General features: G+C 63.4%; 12 protein-coding genes. 5 read left to right on the top strand and 7 right to left on the bottom strand.

Going from position 1 to position 22,559, the window contains the following annotated elements:
• Positions 1 to 4 precede the first annotated feature (4 nt).
• Both J2Y70_RS08915 and J2Y70_RS08910 read left to right on the top strand, forming a co-directional pair.
• Positions 5 to 2,323, top strand: coding sequence for a DUF5682 family protein (locus J2Y70_RS08915; RefSeq protein ID WP_309916030.1), 2,319 nt, complete (start codon positions 5 to 7; stop codon positions 2,321 to 2,323).
• Positions 2,320 to 3,501 (top strand): VWA domain-containing protein, encoded by a 1,182-nt coding sequence (locus J2Y70_RS08910; protein WP_309916025.1) that lies wholly within the window; start codon positions 2,320 to 2,322, stop codon positions 3,499 to 3,501. The genes J2Y70_RS08915 and J2Y70_RS08910 overlap by 4 nt, the downstream gene beginning before the upstream one ends.
• Positions 3,502 to 4,096: 595 nt before the next feature.
• On the opposite strand, the gene J2Y70_RS08905 is transcribed toward J2Y70_RS08910, so the two are convergent.
• Together J2Y70_RS08905 and J2Y70_RS08900 are read right to left on the bottom strand one after the other, a co-directional pair.
• Positions 4,097 to 5,773 (bottom strand): ShlB/FhaC/HecB family hemolysin secretion/activation protein, encoded by a 1,677-nt coding sequence (locus J2Y70_RS08905; RefSeq protein ID WP_309916022.1) that lies wholly within the window; start codon positions 5,771 to 5,773, stop codon positions 4,097 to 4,099.
• 44 nt (positions 5,774 to 5,817) lie between these two features.
• A complete protein-coding gene (locus J2Y70_RS08900) occupies positions 5,818 to 13,170 on the bottom strand; it encodes an MBG domain-containing protein (protein ID WP_309916018.1) in 7,353 nt (2,450 codons plus the stop codon).
• Positions 13,171 to 13,647: 477 nt separating this feature from the next.
• Between J2Y70_RS08900 and J2Y70_RS08895 the strand changes: the two genes are divergently transcribed.
• The 3 genes from J2Y70_RS08895 (at position 13,648) to J2Y70_RS08890 (ending at position 16,329) form a co-directional block, all read left to right on the top strand.
• A complete protein-coding gene (locus tag J2Y70_RS08895) occupies positions 13,648 to 14,709 on the top strand; it encodes a helix-turn-helix domain-containing protein (RefSeq protein WP_309916015.1) in 1,062 nt (353 codons plus the stop codon).
• Positions 14,710 to 14,958: 249 nt separating this feature from the next.
• Entirely contained in the window at positions 14,959 to 15,201 is a 243-nt protein-coding gene (locus tag J2Y70_RS22250) for an ATP-binding domain-containing protein (protein ID WP_369011083.1), read from the top strand.
• A gap of 72 nt (positions 15,202 to 15,273) precedes the next feature.
• Positions 15,274 to 16,329 carry a DUF4238 domain-containing protein gene (locus J2Y70_RS08890; protein ID WP_309916012.1) on the top strand — a complete coding sequence of 352 codons (1,056 nt, stop codon included), beginning with the start codon at positions 15,274 to 15,276 and terminating at the stop codon, positions 16,327 to 16,329.
• Between the two features lie 64 nt (positions 16,330 to 16,393).
• Here the strand turns inward: J2Y70_RS08890 and J2Y70_RS08885 are convergent, their stop codons facing one another.
• From J2Y70_RS08885 to J2Y70_RS08865, 5 genes are all read right to left on the bottom strand, one after another.
• Positions 16,394 to 17,329: a DUF2971 domain-containing protein gene (locus tag J2Y70_RS08885; protein ID WP_309916009.1), complete on the bottom strand. Its 936-nt coding sequence runs from the start codon at positions 17,327 to 17,329 to the stop codon at positions 16,394 to 16,396.
• 10 nt (positions 17,330 to 17,339) lie between these two features.
• On the bottom strand, positions 17,340 to 19,703 hold the full coding sequence (locus tag J2Y70_RS08880) for a type I restriction enzyme HsdR N-terminal domain-containing protein (protein ID WP_309916006.1): 2,364 nt from the start codon (positions 19,701 to 19,703) through the stop codon (positions 17,340 to 17,342).
• Positions 19,703 to 20,185 carry a hypothetical protein gene (locus J2Y70_RS08875; RefSeq protein ID WP_309916002.1) on the bottom strand — a complete coding sequence of 161 codons (483 nt, stop codon included), beginning with the start codon at positions 20,183 to 20,185 and terminating at the stop codon, positions 19,703 to 19,705. The genes J2Y70_RS08880 and J2Y70_RS08875 overlap by 1 nt, the downstream gene beginning before the upstream one ends.
• 352 nt (positions 20,186 to 20,537) lie before the next feature.
• Positions 20,538 to 21,314 carry a hypothetical protein gene (locus J2Y70_RS08870; protein WP_309915999.1) on the bottom strand — a complete coding sequence of 259 codons (777 nt, stop codon included), beginning with the start codon at positions 21,312 to 21,314 and terminating at the stop codon, positions 20,538 to 20,540.
• Positions 21,315 to 21,706: 392 nt separating this feature from the next.
• Complete coding sequence (locus tag J2Y70_RS08865; protein WP_309915996.1) at positions 21,707 to 22,534, bottom strand: hypothetical protein; 828 nt, start codon at positions 22,532 to 22,534, stop codon at positions 21,707 to 21,709.
• Positions 22,535 to 22,559 lie beyond the last annotated feature (25 nt).

Here is a 22,559-nt window from a genome sequence, read left to right as displayed (position 1 = left end):
GCCAATGAGCGAAGGCATCTCCCTTTTCGGCATCCGCCACCACGGCCCGGGCTGCGCGCGCAGCCTGCTGGCTGCGTTGGAGGCGCTGCAGCCGGACTGCGTGTTGATTGAAGGCCCGGCGGGTACCGAGGCGTTGCTGCCGCACGTGTTGGAGGCGGGCATGCAGCCGCCGGTGGCGTTGCTTTCCTATAGCGTGGACGACCCGCAGCTGGCGGTGTTCCATCCCTATGCGCTGTACTCGCCGGAATGGCAGGCCATGAGCTGGGCGCTGCGCAACGGCGTGCCGGTGCGCTTCATGGACGTGCCCCCGGCACTGACGCTGGAATGGCAGGCGCAGGCCCGCGCGGACCGCCTGGTACCGGAGGCCGCCGAAGCGCTGGACGCAGCGGATGAAACAGCGGTGCAGCCCCAAGGCGATGCCGGATCTGCCGCTGAAGAAGACGCTGAAGCCCGCCCGGCCGACCCACTGGACTGGCTGGCGCGCGCCGCCGGCCACGCCGACGGCGAGGCCTGGTGGAACTACATGGTGGAAGAGCGGGGCAACGGGCAGGGGCTGTTCGACGCCATTGCCCAGGCCATGGCAGCCGTGCGCGAGCACACACCGGAACACCCCGGTCTTCGCGGCGAGCACGAGGCGGTGCGCGAGGCGCACATGCGCACCGCATTGCGCAGCGCCAGCAAGGAATTCGCGCGCGTTGCCGTCGTGTGCGGGGCCTGGCACGTGCCGGCACTGCAGCCGGCCGCCCTGCGCGCCAATAGCGCCACGGCAGACAACCGCCTGCTCAAGGGCATGCCCAAGCGCAAGACGCAGAGCACCTGGGTGCCGTGGACCTACCGCCACCTGAGTGCCGAAAGCGGATACGGTGCCGGCGTGGACGCGCCGGGCTGGTACGACCACCTGTGGCGCAATGCCGGCTCGCACGACCAGCGCACCGTGGGCTGGTACGCCCGCGTGGGCCGGTTGCTGCGCGAGCACGGGCTGGACTGCTCCCCGGCCCATCTCATCGAAGCCACGCGCCTGGCCGACACCCTGGCCGCGCTTCGCGGCCATCCTTCGCCGGGGCTGGAAGACATTGCCGAAGCCAGCCGCGCCGTCATCTGCAATGGCGACGACGCGCCCATGCGGCTCATCCGCGAACGCCTCATGGTGGGCGACGCGCTGGGCCAGGTGCCCGAAAGCGTGCCGGTGGTACCGCTGCAGCGCGACCTGGAAGCCCAGCAGAAGCGCTTGCGCCTGAAACCCGAGGCGCTGGAAAAAACGCTGGATCTGGACCTGCGCAAGGACAACGACCTGGCGCGAAGCCACCTGCTGCACCGCCTACGGCTGATCGGCGTCGAATGGGGCAGGCTTGCGCGCACCGGGCATTCGGTGCGCGGCACGTTCCACGAAGTCTGGCAGTTGGCGTGGCAGCCGCACTTCCTGGTGGACCTGGTGGAGGCCAGCCGCCACGGGCAGACCCTGCTGGACGCCGCTTCCAGCAAGGCCATCGCGCAGGCGCGCAAGGCCGAAGCGCTGCCGGAACTTTCCGGACTGGTGGACCAGGTGCTGCTGGCCGATCTGCCGCAGGCGGTGCGCGCCATTGCCGCCGAGCTGGAGGCGCGCGCAGCCACGGATGCCGATCCGCTGGCCCTGCTTGGCGCACTGCCGCCGCTGGCCAACATCCACCGCTACGGCAACGTGCGGCAGACCGAGGGCGTGCAGGTGGCGCACCTGTTCGACAGCATGCTGGAACGTGCGGTCATCGGCCTGACCCTGGCCCTTTCCGGCCTGGACGAAGCGCGCGCCGAACAGGCCCGCACCGTGGTGCTGGACGCCGACCGCGCCATTGGCCTGCGTGACAATGCAGGCGGCAGTGCCGGCTGGCAGCATGCATTGCAGCGGGTGGCGCTGTCGTCTTCGTGCAGCGCGCTGCTGCGCGGCGTTGCGCTGCGGCTGCTGTTCGACACGCAGGCGGTGGCGGCCGACACGGTGCACGTGCAACTGCAGCAGCAGCTTTCGCCGGGCGCCGAGCCGCTGCAAGCCGCGCAGTGGCTGGATGGCTTCCTCAACCGAAACGCCACCGTGCTGCTGCACGATGATGCGGTGTGGCGGATGATCGACGAATGGGTGGTGGCGCTGGACGAGGCGCAACTGGTGCGCGTGCTGGCGCTGGTGCGGCGCACCTTTGCCGCCTTCGAGGCCGCCGATCGCCGTGACCTGGGCACCCGCGTGAAGCGGGCACCCATGCAGAAACCCGTGGCCGTGCTGGCCCCGGACTGGAACGTGGCACGCGCCGAACGCGCGTTGCCGATGCTGCGCGAACTGCTCGGGCTGCCCGCATGACCGATACCACCGAAGCACTGGACACCCCCACCTCGCGCGAGCAGCGCTGGCGATTGATTCTGGGCCAGGAGGCCGAGCGCAGCTGCGGCGCGTTGCCCAAGAACCTGCAGGGCATCGACCAGGCGCTGGCCGCGCTGTACGAACCTGATGGCCCCGGTGGCCTGGGGCGTCGCGGCGGGCGCGGGGCGTCCTCCCCGAATGTGGCCCGCTGGCTGGGCGACATCCGCCGTTACTTCCCGTCATCCGTGGTCCAGGTGATGCAGCGCGACGCCCTGCAGCGGCTGGACCTCACCCAGATGCTGCTGGAAAAGGAAATGCTGGAGCAGGTGCAGCCCGACGTGCACATGGTCGCCAACCTGATCGGCCTGAGCCGGGTGATCCCTGCAGAGACCAAGGACACCGCACGCATGGTGGTGCGCAAGGTGGTGGACGACCTGCTGCGCCAGCTCGAGGAGCCCATGCGCTCTGCGGTGACCGGTGCACTGGACCGCGCCCGCCGCAACCGCCGCCCGCGCCTGGCCGAGATCGACTGGCACCGCACCATCCGCAGCAACCTGCGCCACTGGCAGCCGGAACTGCGCACCGTGGTGCCGCAGGAGTTGGTGGGCTATGGCCGCAAGGCAAGAAAGCCGCAGCGGGAAGTGCTGCTGTGCATCGACCAGAGCGGTTCCATGGCGGCATCGGTGGTGTATTCGAGCATCTTCGGCGCGGTGATGGCCTCGTTGCCGGCGGTGGCCACGCGTCTGGTGGTGTTCGACACCGAAGTGGTGGACATGAGCGAGCAGCTGGACGACCCGGTGGATCTGCTGTTCGGCGTGCAATTGGGCGGCGGCACCGACATCCACCGCGCGGTGAGCTACTGCCAGGGCATCATCCGTGAACCGCACAACGCCATCCTGGTGCTCATCTCCGACCTGTACGAGGGCGGGGTGGAAGACAACCTGCTGGCCCGCGCCCGCGAGCTGCTGGAGGCCGGCGTGCAGTTCATCGTGCTGCTGGCACTCAGCGATGAAGGCGCGCCGTCCTACGATCGAACCTTGGCCGGCAAGCTAGCGGCACTGGGCGTACCGTCGTTCGCCTGCACGCCGGATGCATTCCCGGGCCTGATGGCCGCTGCGATCCGCCGCGACGACATCAACCAATGGGCAGGCGGGCAGGGGCTGTTGACGACGCGTTGAGGCCTGCACTGGATCGCGCAGCAATGCATGGCGCATAGACGGGGCAGGGCAGCGCGAACGCAGTGCGATTAGGGAGCGTTATCAGGAGTAACGAGGACGCGCGAACTGAGCCACGGTGGGAAGTCCGGAAACGCGATCGGAAGTGCACGGTGAGTATTTCTGTTCCTCAACGTCCCCGAGGCCAGGCTGATTGGACGCGATATTCCAGCCGAGATCCTTCCGTCAGGGCACCTGACGACGATCATCACCCCTGGCGGATAGGATGCCTCGCTCGTCGGTTCCAACTGACATTTTGGCTCGGCAAACGTGCCAGACACCCAGCCGGTTCGGGCCAGACTTACGAGGCGCCTTCAGTATGCTCGGACTGCGGCGGCACCTGAGTCAGCGCTGAGGCGTTCGTCGTGTAGTCCTTCGCCGACCGCGGCGCTTCCTCAGCCTGTCACGGAATGATTCGGTTTCCTCGAAGCCATCCTCTGTGGACTGAGCACGTGGTGGACCCCTCCACTGAGCTATCGCCTCGCGACCTTGGATGCGTGATGTGGGAATCAGGAGAGCAAAAGACGGCATTCAATTGCCTCCGCCCCCTACGCACTGCTCAGAAGCCCCTGACCAACTGTAACCATGCCCGCGCGGAGCTGCGCTTGCCGAGCAATGTGGGTGTGGCGCCCACCGATGTGGCCAGTTGCACTTGCGCCTGCCAATGGCGCGTGCCGACCCAGCTGAAGCCGATGCCGACGCCATCGAGGTCGAATTGATTGCGGCCGGCGATCCACGGGTCGGCATTGACGCGCAGGCTGCCATGGTCGACAAACAGGCTGCCCTCGCAGCGGCCGGCGCAGTCGAACGGCAGGTGGTGGCGTATCTCTACTGTGCCCAGCCAGCCGCTGGCGCCGGCGATGCTGGAGACGTCGTATCCGCGCACGCTGTTCGACCCGCCCAGCAGGAACTGCTCGGAGGAGTCGAGGTTGCGGTTGCTGTGCTGGCCGCTGAGGCTCACATACACGCTGGTAGCGGCACTGAGGTTCTGCAGGCGGGCGAGGCTGGCGTTCCAATGGGTGTAGCTACCTTGTGTGCGTGCGGTGGCAGCGTCGGCGGCCGCTGCCGCGGCGTTGGCGAAGCCGAGCCGACCGTGGCCGAGGCCGAGGCTGGCGCTGGTCAGCCCGCCGCCGCCCCAGTCGTCGCCGTGCTGGCTGACGACGCTGGCTGTCCAGTGATTGCTGTGGCGGTCGTTGCGCAGGGCGGTGCTGTCGATGCGGTCGCGCAGTTGCTTGCGGTCGAACTGCAAACGGACGTCCAGTCGGCTGTCGTGCGTGCGCACCAGCGGCTGCGACAGCCAGGCACTGGAAACCCCGGCGGTACCGTGTGCATCCAGCGCATCAAGCGGGCCACCCAGCGCATAGGCCAGCATCGAATACGCCGCGCCGAGCCGGGTGCCACGCCCGTTCAGGGTGAACTGGTAACCCAGCCGGCCGTAGCGCAGGCCGCGGCCGGAGGTGAGCGTACCCAGGCTGAGCTGGTCGCCGTGGCGCATCGGATTGTTGATGTCTAGATAGGCTCCCACGCGCAGGCGGCCGGTGTAGCGGCTGCCTGCGGTGTCGGCGACCAACTGGCCTTGCAGAGTTGGTTCGGCGTCGGCCTGCACGTCAAGGGTCGAGGTGCCCGGTTCTGTACCGGGGCGCAGCGTGGCGTGGGGTTCCACGCCGGGCAGGTCGCCGAGCAGCAGCAAGCGGGTATACAGCGTGGACTCGGTGACGACTTCGCCGGAGTGCAACGGCGCCAGCGTGGCGCGCAGCAGGCCGTCGCCGATGCGGCTTTGGTTGGCCAGTTCGATCTGGTCGTAGCGCGCCTCGACCACCTGCAGGCGCACCGTGCCGCCGCTCAAGGTTTGCGCCGGTACCAGTGCGCGGGCCAGCGGGTAGCCGTGCGCGTGGTAGTAGTCGGTGATCCGCTGCGCCAGCGCGTTGAGCTGGGTCAGGGTCTGCGTTTTCCCTTCGCCGTCGGCGACCAGCGCATGCAGGGTTGCGTTGTCGAAGATGGTGTTGCCTTCCACCTGCAGGTGCGTCACCGCGAACGGGGTGGCGTCTTCAGTGGTGTTGCTGGTCGGCGACTCGATCACCAGGCCGGGTGCGGCGACGGGTTTCTCCAGCGGCTTCGGCGGCACCTGCTGCAGGATCTGGCCGCTGTTGGGGATCGTCTGCGCTCGCGTGGCCAGCGGCAGGGCGAAGCAGGCCAGTGCAAGCGGGGCGAAGCGAAAGCGGAACGGTGACGGCATGCGGTGATCCTTGCGCGGGGCGCGGGATGTGCGGGTTGCGTGATTCACGGCAGACGAACTCCACCGTCGACGATGCGCACATCCGGGGCATGCGGCGCGTGGACAGCATCGGTGTCCTCGGGGGATTGCTGCAGCCCGACGACGGTGCTGACGACAAGGCGTGGCGCGCTGCCATCGACCACATGTAGCGCGGCGGCGTTGCCTGATGCCTGCTCAAACAGATAGTTGAGTGCGGACAAGCCGCTGCCGTCGATGGCGTACGGCCCGGCCGGGCTGGCCGCGGTGGCTGGCGTCTGCCATGTCAGCGTGCCGTCGGTGGCATCGGCCAAGGTATCGCCACCGACCAGCCCGGTTACGGCACCGCTCAAATCACCCGGCATCTGTCCGATCTTGAAGTGTGCGGTATCCGCGCGGTATGTCAACGTCGCGGGCGTGACATCGGCGGTCGTGGTCGCGCTGGTTTTGTAGCTGTAGTTATTCGCGTCGCTGCCGCTGGCCGTGATACCGAAGACGCTGACGGTTTTTCCGGTACCGACATTCTTGTTGAGGAAGTTGCCGGTACCGGTGAAGTTCACCGTATCGCCGGACAGCACGCCGGCACTTGCCAGCGTGACCGCATCGGCCGTGCTGCCGTCGTAGACGCGGTTGGTACCGGTGGCATCGACGGTGATGCCGAGCTGGCTGATGTCAGCCGTCGTGTTCGCGGTGGTGTTGTAGCTGTAGTTGCCCGCATCGGCACCGCTGGCGGTGATGCCGCTGACGGTGACGGCCTTGTTGCTGCCGGCGTTCTTGTCGGCGAAGGCCGCCGAGGCGTTGCCGAAGGTGACAGCATCGCCCGCCACCAGGCCAGTTGTGCCCAGTGCTGCGATCGTCGCGGCCGTGCTGCCGTCGTAGACCTTGTCCACACCGATCGCGTCGACCGTGATCGTCTTGGCGGTAATGTCGGCTGTCGTGTTCGCGGTGGTGTTGTAGCTGTAGTTACCCGCATCGGCGCCGCTGGCGGCGATGCCGCTCACGCTGACGGCCCTCGCCGTACCGACATTCTTGTTGAGGAAGCTGCCGGTACCGGTGAAGTTCACCGTATCGCCGGACAGCACGCCGGCACTTGCCAGCGTGACCGCATCGACCGTGCTGCCGTCGTAGACGCGGCTGGTACCCGTGGCATCGATGATGATGCCGAGTTGGCTGATGTCGGCCGTCGTGTTTGCGGTGGTGTTGTAGCTGTAGTTGCCCGCATCGGCACCGCTGGCGGTGATGCCGCTGACGGTGACGGCCTTGTTGCTGCCGGCGTTCTTGTCGGCAAAGGCACCGGTGCCGTTGAAGCCCACCGTGTCACCGACGAGGATGCCGGTGCTGACCAGTTTTACCGCATCGGCGGTGGTGCCGTCGTAGACGCGATTGGTACCGGTGGCACCGACGGTGATGCTCCGCGCGGTGATGGTGCTGCTGCTGTTGTCGACGTAGGTGACGGCATAGTTGCCGCCGCTGTTGCCGTCGCTCACGGTGACGCCGTTGATGGTCACGTGCTTGCCGATGCCGACGTTCTTGTCGGTGAAGGCGAAATTGCCGCCGCCGAGGGTGTCGCTGCCGAACAGCGTGCCGCCGCTCACTACCGCTGTGCCGATCGCGCTCAGCCCGCCATCGTAGGTTTTGCTGACGTTGCTGCTGCTGACCGTCAGCGCGGCCTGACCCACCGAGAGGCTGCCGTTCCTGTAAGCGATGGCGTAGTTGCCAGCTGTGAGGCCGTCAGGCGTGATCGTGTAGCCGCCCGCATTGGTGGCGCCTTGCGCATCGCCGGCATAGCCCAGCGCGCCGCCGAGTACCGAAGTGGTCTCGCCGTTGACAAAGCCGCTGTAGGTGACGCCGTGGCCGCCCGTGTAAGCGAGGCCGTTGTAGATCTTGCTGTCGTCGTTGGCGGTGACCGTCAGCGCGGCCTGGCCCACCGTGAGGCTGCCATTCCTGTAAGCGATGGCGTAGTTGCCAGAGGTGAGGCCGTCGGGGGTGATCGTGTAGCCGCCCGCATTGGTGGCGCCCTGCGCATCGCCGGCATAGCCCAGCGCGCCGCCGAGTACCGAGGTGGTCTCGCCGTTGACAAAGCCGCTGTAGGTGACGCCATGGCCACCCATGTAAGCGAGGCCGTTGTAGATCTTGCTGTCGTCATTGGCGCTGACCGTCAGCGCGGCCTGGCCCACCGTGAGGCTGCCATTCCTGTAGGTGATGGCGTAGTTGCCAGAGGTGAGGCCGTCGGGCGTGATCGTGTAGCCGCCCGCGTTGGTAGCGCCTTGCGCATCGCCGGCATAGCCCAGCGCGCCGCCGAGTACCGAGGTGGTCTCGCCGTTGACAAAGCCGCTGTAGGTGACGCCGTGGCCGCCCGTGTAGGCGAGGCCGTTGTAGGTCTTGCTGTCGTCATTGGCGGTGACCGTCAGCGCGGCCTGACCCACCGTGAGGCTGCCATTCCTGTAAGTGATGGCGTAGTTGCCCGTGTTGAAGCTACCGCCGGTAGCTGCGTTCGACGTGATGGTGTACGGGCCGCCAGTGACGCCGGCGCTTGCCGCGGCACCGGCGCTGGTGAGCGCGACATCGCCGATGGTTTCGCCGTTCTGCAGGCCGCTGGCCGTGAACTCGTTGCCTGCAAACGTGAGCGTGTCACCGTAGGTCTTGCTGGCGTTATTCGCTGTGATTGTCAGGATGGCCTGGTTCACCGTCAGTGCGGCGGCGTTACCTGTCGCTTGCGCGAACGTGTAGTTGCCGTAATTCGCGGTCAGGCCGCTGCCGTCGATGGCGTAGTTGCCGACGTTGCTGGTGGCTGTGGCACCGGTAGCGAAACTGGCGGTGCCGGTGGTGGCGTTGGCCAGGGTCTGGCCGTTGACGAAGCCGGTCACCGTGCCGGTCAACCCGTTTGGCGTGTTGCCGTAAGTCGTAGTGGCGGTATCGGCCACATAAGTCAGGAGGGCCGGATTCACCGTGAGTGCGGCGGCGTTACCCGCCGCTTGTGCGAACGTGTAGTTGCCGTAGTTTGCGCTCAGGCCGCTGCCGTTGATGGCGTAGTTGCCGACGTTGCTGGTGGCTGTGGCACCGGCAGCGAAACTGGTGGTGCCGGTGGTGGCGTTTGCCAGGGTCTGGCCGTTGACGAAGCCGGTCACCGCGCCGGTCAACCCGTTTGGCGTGTTGCCGTAAGTCGTAGTGGCGGTATCGGCCACATAAGTCAGGAGGGCCGGATTCACTGTGAGTGCGGCGGCGTTACCCGCCGCTTGTGCGAACGTGTAGTTGCCGTAGTTCGCGGTCAGGCCGCTGCCGTTGATGGCGTAGTTGCCGACGTTGCTGGTGGCTGTGGCACCGGTGGTGAAACCGACGGTACCGGTCGTGGCGTTGGCCAGGGTCTGGCCGTTGACGAAACCGGTCACCGTGCCGGTCAACCCTGTCGGCGTGCCGCCGTAGGTGGTAGTTGCGGTATTGGCCAGATAGGTCAGGGTGGCTGGGGCGATGGTCAGTGTGCCGGGCGTGAAAGCGATGTCGTAACCCATCTGGCCGGAATACAGGTCGCTAGTCAGCGCGTAGCTGCCGGCATTGATCGCCGGAGTGCTGGTTCTGGCGTTGGCGTCGCCCAGAATCAGGCCCGCATCCACACTGCTCGCTGGCCGCCAGTGGCTCGGCGTCAGCGTGCCGAGGATCGAGCTGCTGCTGCCAGCAAAGGCGGTGCCGTTGTAGAACGTGCCGATATTCACGGTGAAGACCGCCAGGCCCGTCATGAAGGTACGCAACAACGGCGCGGTGTCACCCGCGTAGATCCGCCAGGCCGCGGAGCTGCCGCCGACGGCACTGATATCCGTGCCCCAGGCTGCAAAACTGGCCGGGTCCATCATCTGTGCGGTGGTGAGGCCGGTGCCGCCGCCGTCACTGGTGGATTGGCCTGTGGTTTCCGTGTCCCAGTAGCTGCCGATGATGGTGCCTGCGGCGTAGAAACCGACCAGACCACCGACATAGTTGTTGCCGCTGACCGCCCCGGTGGCGTAGGTGTTTGTGATCGTGCCGCCCGGTTCGTTGGAGCCAACCAAGCCGCCGACGTAGTTGCCGCCGCTGTACAGGATGCCGTTGACCTCCCCGGTGGCATAGGCGTTCGTGATCGCGCCAAGGTTGCTTCCGACCAGACCCCCGACATAGTTGCTGCCTCTGACCGGCCCGGTGGCATAGGTGTTGGTGATCGTGCCGCCCGCTTCGTTGAAGCCAACCAAGCCGCCGATGTAGTCGCGTTCGTCGGAGGTGAAGCCGTTGACCATCCCGGCGACATAGGTGTTTGTGATCGTGCCGCCGTTGTCTCCGACCAGGCCGCCGACGTAATTCTGGCCTGCAACCGACCCGCCGAGCAGACCGAGATCGCGGATCGCGCTGCCGTTGCCGGTGACGCCGAACAGGCCGACGTAATCGGTGTTCGGCCAATTGATGGTCAGGTTATTGATGGTGTGACCAAGGCCATCGAAGACGCCGGTGAACGCTGCGCCTGAGGCGCCAATCGGCCTGAAGCCGTTGTAGGCAAAGATGGGCCGGCCTTGGGCGTCCAACTCGAGGCCAACCCACCCGATCGAGGCGCTGGCGTCGATGTCGTTGCCCAGCACATAACGGCCGGCGAGGCCGGTGTTCACGCCCTGCAACTGGTTCAGATCCTGGATGACGGTGTAGAGGTTGGGCCGGTTGCTGGGCGTCACGGTGCCTGTGGGCAAGTCGTTGGTGTTGAATACCTGATTGCCGGACATGCCCAGCAGGTATGGCGTTGTCTGGTTGCCGACGTTGCCCCACCTGGCGGCCGTGAAACCTCCGGGCAGCGCTGCGATCAGTGCCTTGGTAGTCAGGCCGGTACCGCCGCTGCTGGTGGACTGACCGGTGGTTTCCGTGTCCCAGTAGCTGTTGGTGATCGTGCCGGCATTATTGAACCCAACGAGACCGCCGACGTTGCTGCCGGTGCCGCTGACCGCACCAGTGGCATAGACTTGGCTGATCGTGGTGCCGGATACGTTGTTCCCGACCAAGCCGCCGACATAGTTGCTGCCACTGACCGCGCCGGTCGCATAGGCTTGGTTGATCGCGCCGCTGATGTTGTATCCGACCAGACCGCCGACGTCTTTGCTGCCGCTGACCGTACCGGTCGCATAGGCTTGGCTGATCGGGCCGCCGTCGTTGATCCCGATCAGGCCGCCGACCTCACCGCCGCTGCTGCTGACCGTACCGGTCGCATAGGCTTGGCTGATCGAGCCGTGGTTGTTGTACCCGATCAGGCCACCGACAGTGGCCACGCCGCTGACCGCACTGCTGGCATAGACTTGGCTGATCCGGCCGCTGCTGTCGTTGTATCCGACCAGGCCACCGATGTCGGCACCGCCGCCGGAGCCGACGTCGGCACCGCCGGGATTGCCGTTGATCGCACCGGTGGCGTAGGCCTGGCTGATCGTGCCGTAGTTGTACCCGACCAGGCCGCCTACGTTGCTTTGCCCCTGGATCGACACGCCAAGCAGGCCGATGTTACGGATCGTCGTTGTGGTGTAGGTGTAACCGAACAGGCCGACGTTGTTGGAGCCGGGCCGGTTGATGGTGAGGCCACTGATGGTGTGGCCGAGGCCGTCGAAGGTGCCGGTGAACATCTTGGAATCGGTGGCGTTGAACCTGTGGCCGATCGGCACGAAGCCGGAGCCGATGGCAGAGCCGAAGGCGGAATCTCCCCAGTTGGCCGTGGCGCTGGCGTCGATATTGGCACCTAGCGCGAAATAGCAAAAACAGTTGAGGGCGCCGCTGATGCCTTGCAGGTCCGTTCCGGACGTGCTGCCGGGGGCGCCCAACGTCGTGATGATGGTGTACGACTGGCCGTTGATTTTCAGCGTGTTGCTGCCGCCGGTGAAATCCACCCGGCCGCTCTGGCCCGGCATGGTACTGACCATGTTGACATTGACGGTGCCGCCGCCAATCGCCGCATCGCCGCCGTTGGCGGTACTGGGATTCAGCGCGAGGCCGGCGCTGCCGCTGGCCGTCATCACGGCGTTGATATCGACATCGTGGGCGGCGGTGAGCGTGAGCGTGTTGGCGCCCCAGTTCACTACATCATTGACGTAGATGTCGCCGCTGCCGCTGGCGTTGGCGCCTTGGCTGGACTGAATGGTGACATTGCCACCACCAAGCTGGCTGCCCAAGGTGCTACCGCTTATGTCGCCACCGCTGAAGGCGATGGTGAAATCGTGCGGATCGATCAGCCAGGTGCCGGCGTTGCCCATGGCGGCCAGGGTGGTGATCTTTGCGCCGTCGGCCACCTGCACATGCGCCGCCGAGGTTTCGACAAAGCCGCCGTCGCCGCCGTTCGGCGCGCTGGCGTCCAGCGTGCCGTCCACCTGCGTGGTGCCTGCTTCCATGCCGCCGAGCAGCACGATCTTGCCGGCGCGGTTTTCGACCGTCCGCGCCTGGATCGTGCCGCTGTTGTTGACCACGCTGGCCAGCAACGAATCCTTCGCGCCGGCGCTCATCAGCACCTGGCCGCCGTCGGCGACGATCAGCTGCTTGTTCTCGGCCAGCGCGTTCAAGGTGCTGGCGTCGATCTGCATGTCGAGCAGGTGGTTGCCGTCGAAACTCAAGGTGACCGCGCTGCCGCCGGCCAGCGCCACGCTGCCGGCAGGCGCGTGGATCGCACCCTGGTTGGACACCGCGTGGCCGAGCAGGGCCACGTAGCCGCCGGGCGCAGCGGTGATCGTGCCGAGGTTGGTCACGCGGCCGACGCTTGCGCCGGTAAAGTGCAACGTGCCGCGACCCAACTGGCTGTCGCTGACGTCGAGCGTGCTGGCGACCAGGCCGCCCGCGTTGACCTGCGCGCCTTGTCCAAACAGCACGCCGTTGGGATTGATCAGGAACACCTGGCCGTTCGCGTTCAGGTGGCCGAGGATCACGCTGCCGTTGGGGTCGGCGATGCGGTTGACGGCGATGGACTGCGCGTTCGGCTGCAGGAAATTGACCGTGTCCTGCGCGCCGATGTTGAAGCTCAGCCAGCTCAGTGACAGGTTCTGGCTGTTCTGCTGGATGGTGGTGAGGTGATCGCCGTAGTCGATACGGCCGCTGCCGGCGCTGACCTGACCGCCGGTGGGGTGGGTCGAGGATGCCGTCGACACGGTGACCGTCGGCGCGAGCGTCGGACGAGCGGCGGCGATGGCCGCCGCCGGACGGGCGGCATCCATCGCCGTAACGCCGGTTGGCGCGGTAGCGAGGGCCAGCATCGGCAGGCTCAGGGGTAGCGCAGCCCACCCGGCCGGGCGCGTGCGGCGCGATGTCGAGGTACGCCCGGCCTTGCCGCGACCGCGGGCGAGTTCGGAAACGACCAGCCAGGTGCGACGGACCTGGCTCCAGACCAGCCGGTAGATGTGATTCATGCGATTCCCCTGTGGTGCAACGCAGATTTCCCCGGGGCAAGCTTCTCTTGGACAGGCTCGGATGACCGGGTTGGTTAGCTGGGAATTTTGCGCGTGAACGCACAGGCGACTTGATCGGCTGTCTCAGTTGGGAAGGGGAGGTTGGGGGGGGGGACGACGTTGGGGTGACGAGCAATCGCTTGCGACGGCAAGGCCACAGTGGAGGAGCGGTTCGCTTTTGTGGGGCAATTGCCAGCTTCGCTGTGGTAAAGCGCCTCCCACCTTCGCGGGAATGACGACACGGGGAACGAGGTTTTCGTTGGCAAGAAGGCAGGCGATAGCGAGTCGATACGCCGGGCCTGGCGCTGGTTCGATGCGCCAGCAAGCCTCAGGGCCAGCGGGGGAGGGTGTTGCGGCATGCCACGACAGGCGGCGACAGGCGGGGATAAAAGCGGGCGCGCGTCCTGTAGCATGAGCGCGCGCGGACGGGGGGCCGGGATGACCAGCAACAGCACAAGCCATGTCGAGGTCGAGGCAAGCGCTCGCGCGCCGATCCACCACCACTTCAGCACACGCGACGTCGCACGAACGCAGCAACTGGTGGCGTGGCGTGATCGAACCTCCTCTTTTCTCGATATAGCGGTGTCGCACGCACAGGTGGCTGCCGGGTTTCGCGCCACGCTCGACCATTACCTGGTCGATGGCATGAGGTTTCTCCACGCCAGTACCGACCCGATCACGCAGACCCGCACGGCGCCACAAATTTCCACGGACACCATGCGCGATTATGTTTTTCACGTGCTGCTGGTGGGGGGCGGCGGCGTCGAAACCACAACCGGTCTGTATCCGCGGCGCAAGGCGCTGCAATCCCGGCCAGGCATCCTGGCGCTGGACATGGGCCAGACGATGCGCATGGAGCGGGAGTGCAGGAGCCAGGTCATGGCCTTGTTCCTGCCGCGCGCACTGGTGGAATCGGTGCTGCCCGATGCGGAATCGCTGCATGGCCGCGTGATCGACTACGCTTCGCCGTGCGCGCGCATGTTTCTCGGCGAACTGGAGGCGCTTTCCAGCAGCATCGATACGATGAGCGTGGCTGAAGCCCGCTTGATGATGGTCACATGCGCGCACCTGATCGTCGGGGCCTTCGCCAAACGGTGCGGCCTGAGTGGCGACGCGCGCGCCGCGATCCGCGCGGCGGTGTTCGGGAGGGTACGGCGGCATGTCGAGCACCACTTGCACGAGCCGGAACTATCGCTGGAGAGCATCGTCGATGCATCGCAGCTGTCCCGCGCCGCGCTGTATCGCCTGTTCGAGCATGAAGGCGGCCTGGCCACCTACATCCGCAATCGCCGGTTGCGCGAGGCCGCGGACGAACTCATCCGATTCCCGAAGGCGCCGGTCGTGGAGATCGCTTACGGCCTGGGATTCAGGAGTGCGGCGGATTTCAACCACGCGTTCCGCCGCGCGTATGACATGCCGCCCCGCGACTTTCGCGCCCTGGCCCGCTCGCGCGAAAGCCGGGCACCAGGCCAGCGGTCCGTCGCTTCCATCACGCCGTGAATGGCAAGGACCGACATTTGCAACCGCCGGACATGCGTCGTCCTACCGCGTGGAGATGCAGGTTCGGCGCAGCGCCAGAACTGCCCGGCGAAATGTGCGGGGAGGGACGAGAGCTTGGATTGGGTGATTAGGGAGGTTTATCGGCGGTAGGGAGGTCCGCTTTCGACCCAAAGCGGACATTGGCCTGCTGAGAGGGGAGCGGGCCAATGCGGGCCGAGGAGGACTGCATTTGGCTGGACTAGCTGTCGTATCCTCGGAGAATGGGAAAGAGGATCTACCAGGTGCGGGCGACCCGATTTACCGGGTGCGAGTCAGGGCAGCGTCCACAAAGCCAAGGGGCTGGAGTGCGACCATGCCATGGCGTGCGACAAAGCGCAGTTTTCTGCAACGAACTATGCCAAGTGCCGGATGTACGTCGCACTCAGCCGAGCGAAGGAGTCGCTGACGTTGGTGGTCTCGGATGCCAATCCGACGCCACTTTTCAAGCTCTGAGGCGAAGGGCGCCGCCCCCTGATCAGTCAGTTTCCAGAGAATGAGCAAGAATAACCATTCTGGCAAGACAGCATGAGCGAACAAAGCAACCACCACTATGTGCCGCAGTTCTATTTCCGGTACTTCTCGACGGATGGAAAGAGTATCTGTTTGGTGAACCGTTTGACGCGCTTAGCAGTCCGCCAAGCATCTATTCGTGGCCAAGCTAGCAAGACAAACTTCTATGGTGAAAAGGAGGTCGAGAAGGCACTGGCAGTCATTGAAGGAGATAGCGGCGCGTCTTTACGAAAGCTGATTGAAACACGCGACCCTGCCACACTGGCGCCAGAGGACGTCGATCAAGTTCTGGGGTGGGTGGCGCTTCAACGTTCGCGTACGGTAGCGGCGCGCGATACGGGACAGCCCATGCACGACAAGATGCTGCGGATGTACCTAGAAGCAGCGATAGGCAGTGACGGAGATCTGGATGAGGGACAGCGTCAGGAGCTCTTGACGTCCTTGGGCAGCGTCAGGGCGAATCCAGCGCAGGCACAGTTGGTCGAGATGAAAGCCGCGCTTGAGAGCGCGGAACGCTTGGCGGATCTAAAGCCGGTTATGCTGATTAACAGGACAGCCCGGCCCTTCATCTTTGGCGATGCGCCGGTGGTGTTTTACAATGGGTACTACCGAAACGTCAGACACCGCGGTGTCTTAGGCTTCGATACACCTGGGTTAATGGTGTTCTTCCCGCTGTCGCCAACCCTGGCTCTGATGCTGGCAGACAGCTATTGCTACGACGTGAAGCGCGTCCGGGACAATCAACTTCAGGTGCGGGAACTTCGAGATGTGGCGGCGCTAAACAAGCTGCAGATTCACGGTGCATCTTCCTGCGTATATTTTCACGATTTCCAGTTTGCAGGCTACGTGTCCGAACTATGTCGACAGGAGCGAGCCACACTGGCGCCGCACGTTGGAACCGTCATCGAAGCGCCTGGCATAGAAATCGGTACCGGAAATCAAATGGGCGACATCGTGCACGGATTCCAGCCTCAATTGCCATACTTCCTAGCGCTGAGTTTCCTGAAGCATCCGGTTATCGGAGATGACCGGTACCGGTTCGCGCGCCGTAGCGAAAGATTTGCGATCTAGCGGCGGACGAGCCAGCTTCTATAGCAACATTGTGGCAGGCTTCAGATCTCCCGCCTATCGGAACCTAGCGCTGGAAATGAGGTGGACCTTCGTCGGGTTCGGTTTCAGGAGATGGTAGGGGAATGGCACCGGATGGCAGCACTGGATCGAGCATCTTGGCAAAAGACAGCGCTACTGGCGGGCAGATGCCACATTGAATCTCTTCATCCACATCAACTTCGTGTCGATGCAAATCGAATGCATGGCTATCGAAGCTCACTCGATAGAACTTCGCGGTTGGATGCGCGTCGTGCAAAGTCTTTACGACGACAGTCTGGATGGCGCGAGAGCAACGCTCTCCGAAGTAGATGCCCTTGAGGCGAAGCGGAACGCTAAGCGAACCTGGCTTCTCGGCCAAAATTCGCCATTCCCGTTCATATTCCCATGACTTGGCCTTGGAAAGGAACGCTAGATCCAGGACCCGCTCCCGCGCACCCGCTGCGCGATCGACTTTCCAGGAATACAGATCGCTGAGCGGGATGGCACGGTCGGTGCCATAACGCACTCTCATGAGGTTTCTGGCGACGCTGTCCTGTGTCGAGAACTCAAGGCACAGGCCTTGATGCTGTTGCGCATAGTGACTCCACATAAGCGGGCAATCCCATCTTTCGGCAAGCGAAAGGACGCCCCGCCTTCCAATTTCTTGCAGAAGCATGCGCCAGATGTCCGTTGTCACAAACATGTCGTATTGCAACTGTGCTTCTAGCGGGTTTTCACTCGCCAGATATCGGAAGTTTCCTAGAACCGCGTCGGGATCTTTCTTGGGCCTGTATTCCTTGCAGAGAACCTTCAGGAGTTGTTCTTTGTGAGAAATCTCGATGTCGTCTCTGATGCTTGGCTTCGAATCCAGCGGGTCATTGAAGATGCTTGGACTGGCGAAGTACGACTCCGAGCCGCATAGCTCTTGGAGCAAGTAGTTGTTGAAGGATTTGTACTTATAGAGCAAATCAGGCGTGTCCATGGTACTCACCTTATGTCGACTTCTCAGTGGCTCCAGCAATGACGTGGTTCTTTAGGTTTGGGACGATCCGCTGTTCGAGCATTTCTCTCGCCCAAGTGCCAATTTCGCCTGACGCCGAAGTGATCTGCCCCAGAGCTGCCGCAACGCGCGTCTGCAGAGCGAGGTTGCCACTCGTCGCGACCTCATCAATCCAGCTGCCTGCGTCCGTACGGTAGTGCAGCAGGAAGCAATGGATTGACCATGTGATAGGTTCAACAATGCCTTCCTGGTGGCAGACCACTGACCCGCCATCAGGAAGATCATGGGTGACGAGATCTGATTGTGATCCTGCAAATGCCCCGCTAGGGATGGCTTGTGGGAACGCCGCCAACTTCTCAATGAGTGCCGGCCCTACCGGCACTAGCTGGCCTGACTCGCGGTCCTGAAGCGCAAGCGGTAGTGCGGCAAGGTAAGAAAGCGCCAGCCATGACGAACATGAGATCACCTGCACATCGTCGTCGGGATCTGTTTCAATCAGCACGTCTGGGTTGCCGTCAACACTGACTAACATCTTGTCTTTCGATATTTTCCGAACACGAACAACGCGACCATTTAACTCGGTGATGAACTCGGTTCCGTCTTCGGTTGACGCGGCGGTCGGCTCGTCTGCGAGCAGGCTTTCAATTTCCTTGCGGCTACCAGGCTCCCCCTTGGTAATTCGCAAACGAAGAGCCTCTGCTATGACTAGCGGGCCAAAAGGCAACCGGCTGCCGAGTGCCTTGACTCGGGGCAAGTTGTCTTCGGCCCATAGTTCATGCGCGCGGCTGAGGCTAATTGCAATGAGTGCTGCCGTCAGAATCGGCAACCGTATCCACCATACTGCTCTATCGTTCTCATCCAGGCCTGACTTGATGATTCCCCGCGTCCTCAACGCTTGTAGAGCCGGAGTGTCAATCGACGCTGCGAGATAGTCCTGCGGCACGCGATACCGGCCCAAGGCAGCCAGGACCTCATTCGCAGGGCGCGGTTCGAGGTAGTATGCAAGTAGCGCATCAGCAAGCCTATCCAACGCCGATCTGCCTTCGTGATCGTCCGCGATCACCTCGCGAGCCATTGCCAAGCTCGCCAAGTCGAGCACCGGCGGAAGACGTACGAATGATCCGGCAGGCCGACTCGAGTCGGCGAGCGCATTAGTGGGTACCAATGCCCGAAGAACCCAAGGCTCACGAAGGCCCTCGTCGTGTCTGCTGCCTGGCGTCAGCGAAATATGGTGCGCCGCAAGCGCTTTTGCTGCATCCTTGAACTCATCGTGGTCAAGAGGGCCGACGGTGACAGCAATACTCCGGCGCCCGAAGGTGGTCAACTCCCGCCCCGTTGCCTTGAGTCTTGGCAGCGAGCCGATGTCATCCGACGAGACTACAACTCCGATTCGATTGCCGAATCGAGTGGATGCAAGTTCGTCCAGATCAGACTGCGTTCGTGCATGGTCTGGTTGGAAGCCATCGACGGCCAAGAGCAGAAGTGCACCGGAGCGGTTGGAAACATCACGCAACCAATCTCGTGCTAGATCCGCGGTAACGTGCCAGCCTAGGCGCTCTGAAAGCAAGTTCGACAGCGCCTGAAAAATCCCATCCGGTCCAGATTCAATGAGCAAGGCGGCTTGTCCTGGCCGTGAGCCAACAACCTCGACTATCTGGCAGAGAACGTTACTTTTACCAGCCAATGGTGGTCCGGATACCAGAACAAACTTGTTCTGATTTAGGCCTTGCATTGCTTCTGAAGTTGCGCGGCGCTGAATACGAAATCCGCGCACGAAGGGAAAGAGCGGCTCGTCCCACGTCCCACTGCGCTCTTCTATCACGGACAGTGATGCCTCATTTATCGCTGGGGCCCAATCCGCGTCGCTCTTCATGAGAATAGCGACAGCCTTGTCCAGGTCTTGAGCGGCGACCCGACCTACCTGCTGTATCTTTTCTAGAAGATCAGCCTCTGCTTTATTCGAAGGATCCCATGACTCGCCAGTTTGTGTCAGGTAGCAGTAGGTCTCATTGCCATTTGAGACCACGACCAGTGGTGGCATCGGTGTAATGAGTCGTGCATACGAAAGCCCCTGATCCTTGTCGTCCTCGGTGAGCGCGATACCGGGACGCTTCAGCTCCAGCATTACCAGCGGACGTTCCGCCTTAGAGACCAGTACGTCTGCTCGACCACCTACCCGATAACGTTCCTTGCCATCGATCTGAACAGGAGTGTGCCCCATCCGTATCTGAAACATAAGTTGGTGACGGATGTCGGATTGATCGAAAAATGGGAAGGCTGCGAGAATCGCACCACGAATGCGCCCCTCAAGCTCTGCCTCGTTGATGTCGACAGGATTTTCCATCTTGCCCTGCATTACTCTGCGTATACGAATTCGGCGCGCTGGACGCCAGGAACGCCGGCACCAACGATGAAGCTTATAAACACGCCATGCATATATCCAAGCTCCTCTGTGTGCGCTCGCAACTTCTCTAGATCGCGGTCATCGGGCTCGCGATTCGATGACTTCTTGAGCTCGAGGACGAGAAGATTTGGGCCATGTCTCCGACGGTGAACGATGATGTCTGGAAGCACGCGACTACCCTCGTCAGCGTCGTTTCCGGAGCCGCTAGCAATTCTCTTCGGATCCACACCATCGCGGTCATACTCGCAATCGACATGCCACCCGGGAAAGTTGGCTTCCAGGTAGGTACCCAGTCGATGGGAGATTGCGCGCTCGCCTACGCAGACTTCGAACAGGTGGGCATCGGCATCGAGCAGGCGATTAACCGCAGAGATGACGTGATCGGCAACCTGTCTGTCACGGGCCGTTTCATAAAGAGACATACGCCAAGGCATGGGGATTCCCAGCAATTTTTCCCATCATACCGCTGACGGCGTAGCCGAAAGGCGTTGCCGGGAATTGCAAGGCGTAGAAGGTGCCCCGGCCCAGCTAGGGCGACTTGGTCGAGGTCGCGAACAATTTCCGTTGCCGAGCGGCGTCCGTGTCCGGCGCAAAGGTCGGGCTGCCGGGGCCATGATAGATTGCCGCGGGAGAGGGCCCGGGCAATCAGCGAAAGTCCACGGCCACGTGTAGGGATTTTCTGGCGCAGCCAGCGCGCCGCTGTCGGGCCGGTGGGCTGCGCGCCCTGCTTCTCCGGATCCTGGCCATCCGGATTCAATCCCGGACGCGGTGCCCGCGAGAGCAATGTCAGGGAATCGTCGGGAGGTCCTTGATCGCAAGCTCTATCAGCTCTCTCGCTATCCGTTCCGAATCAGGAACACACCTCCCGACGAAGTTGCGATGTTCTACACTTAGACGGTCGAAGCGAACAGTCGGACGACTTCTGCCGGCCACGACCGCGCTGGGTAGACGAGCAGAGATGAACTGCACGACCTTCTCATGGTTGCATTCGACGTGCGACACAAAGTGCCTGATCAGGCCGATGTCCTCGCGCTTTGACTGGTCGCCCGCATCGAACTTCGACGCATATGTGTCCCAGAGTTCCTCGATGATCAGGTAGTGCCGCCGCAGCTGCTCCTCCGCATAGTCCAGGAAGTCACCCGCCTCGGCGAACGTCCTGATCCAGCGTCCCGCCCCGAGCGACACCTGCGGCATCTGATCGGGAGGGGGCGCAAACACGATCTCCGCTTCCGCTCGGTCGCTGAGCATTACCGTATCGGAGATCTCGACGGTTCCACCATTCTGCGGGAATGAGGGAAGCGCGGTGTTGCGTCGGGTGAGTTGCAGCCTACGCCCGTATCTGAGTTCCCATGCCAGGATCAACTGTCTTACACGCACATCGACGAACTCGATCAGCGAGCCGAGATCCGTGTCGAGCGTCAGCCCGGGCTCTGTGATTCGGAGCGTGACGTCGAAGTTGTCGTCCTGTTCAAAGGTGCAACCCGGCCATTCGGGAGCAGGCAGGTAGACGGTTTGCCGGAACCCTCTAACGAAATAGGTGATTTCCAAAGTGTCGTTATTCATAGCTTGTCGGCGGACAGGGATGGCCGATGTTACCGACCAGAAACCCCTGCTGCACGGTCAGCGCTCTCTTCGCGCCGGTCATCATCTGGGGATGATAACTCGCTGTATGGATGGCTCGTTGGCTGCCTCATAGAAGGCCAGGCATTCTCCATTCAAATCAATGTCGCTTCGCGGCGCGACTTTTGTCAGGCGTCGGATGTCTGCTTCTGGACGAAAACGGACATTGGGGTAGGCACGGACTAGGAAGATTTATCGGAGGTAGGGGTGGCAGCATCCGACCCGAAGCGGTCGTTGAACGCCTGAGCTAAGCCGGGCCGCTGAGTGGGCGCGGCGATGGTTAAATCAGAGCGAGCCGTCGCCGACGCGTGGGACAAAGAAGTTGAGTTGTGTGATCACGGGTGAGGCCGCGGCTTCGTGAGCCGCCGTAGGTACATGCCCGCAGTCACCAGTACCACGTGCAATCGAAAGGTGCTGTGGTCCTGATCGGACAGGCCCGGGTGTGCGCCCTGCGTGTGGAGCATCTTGAACAGGCCGTTGACGTAGTTCTTGCCATCGCCCGACCATTCGTTACTGCTTGCATCCAGGAACCGTTCGGCCGCCAACATGGCGCGACGGTTCTCCGCGGTGGGTAGCTGCGAGGCCTGCGGCGAATCGATGTGTCGGGCGATGTCGTCGAATAGCCCCTCCATGAAGACGCGTAGCTGTCCGTTGCAGGCGGCCCAGTCGCCTCGGGTATGGGCATCGATTGCCTGGTCGAGGTGGCCAAGCGGCGTGGCGAAGCCAAACCGCTTGAGCAATTTGTGCACTTCGTCATCCGTGGCCGGCAGCTGGATCTCGCCGGGCAGCGCGGCGCGGATGGACGCACGCTGGCCGCTGTTCGCGGGCGGCACCAGCACGAAGCCGTCGCGCGCCAGTCCTCGCAGGAAGTCTGTATGAAGCGCGTCGGTCGAGGCCGGTTGTGACATTTGTGCCGCTTCGCGTACGACCGCTTCCGCTAACGTCATAGGCCCGTCCACGGTCTGTAGCACCTGGTCAGCTCGCGCCACCACAATTTTGCCCAGCACCGCGATCTTCTTGCCCACGCTGACCGTCGTGTCCTGTGACACGTCGTTTTCGAGCCCGAGGCGCACGACCATTTGATTGAACCGGGCCTGCGTGTGCTGTTCCAGAAGCTCCGTCGCGGCAACGAAGGTGGATCGAGAGAAGGGGCCTTGGCGCATGGGTCGGAAGAGTTCCTGGGCAAAC

The sequence above is a fragment of the Xanthomonas sp. 1678 genome (genome assembly GCF_031455575.1).
GTDB lineage: Bacteria > Pseudomonadota > Gammaproteobacteria > Xanthomonadales > Xanthomonadaceae > Xanthomonas_A.
Note: the sequence above shows the minus strand (reverse complement) of the source record. Positions and strands in the feature narration are given on the sequence as shown.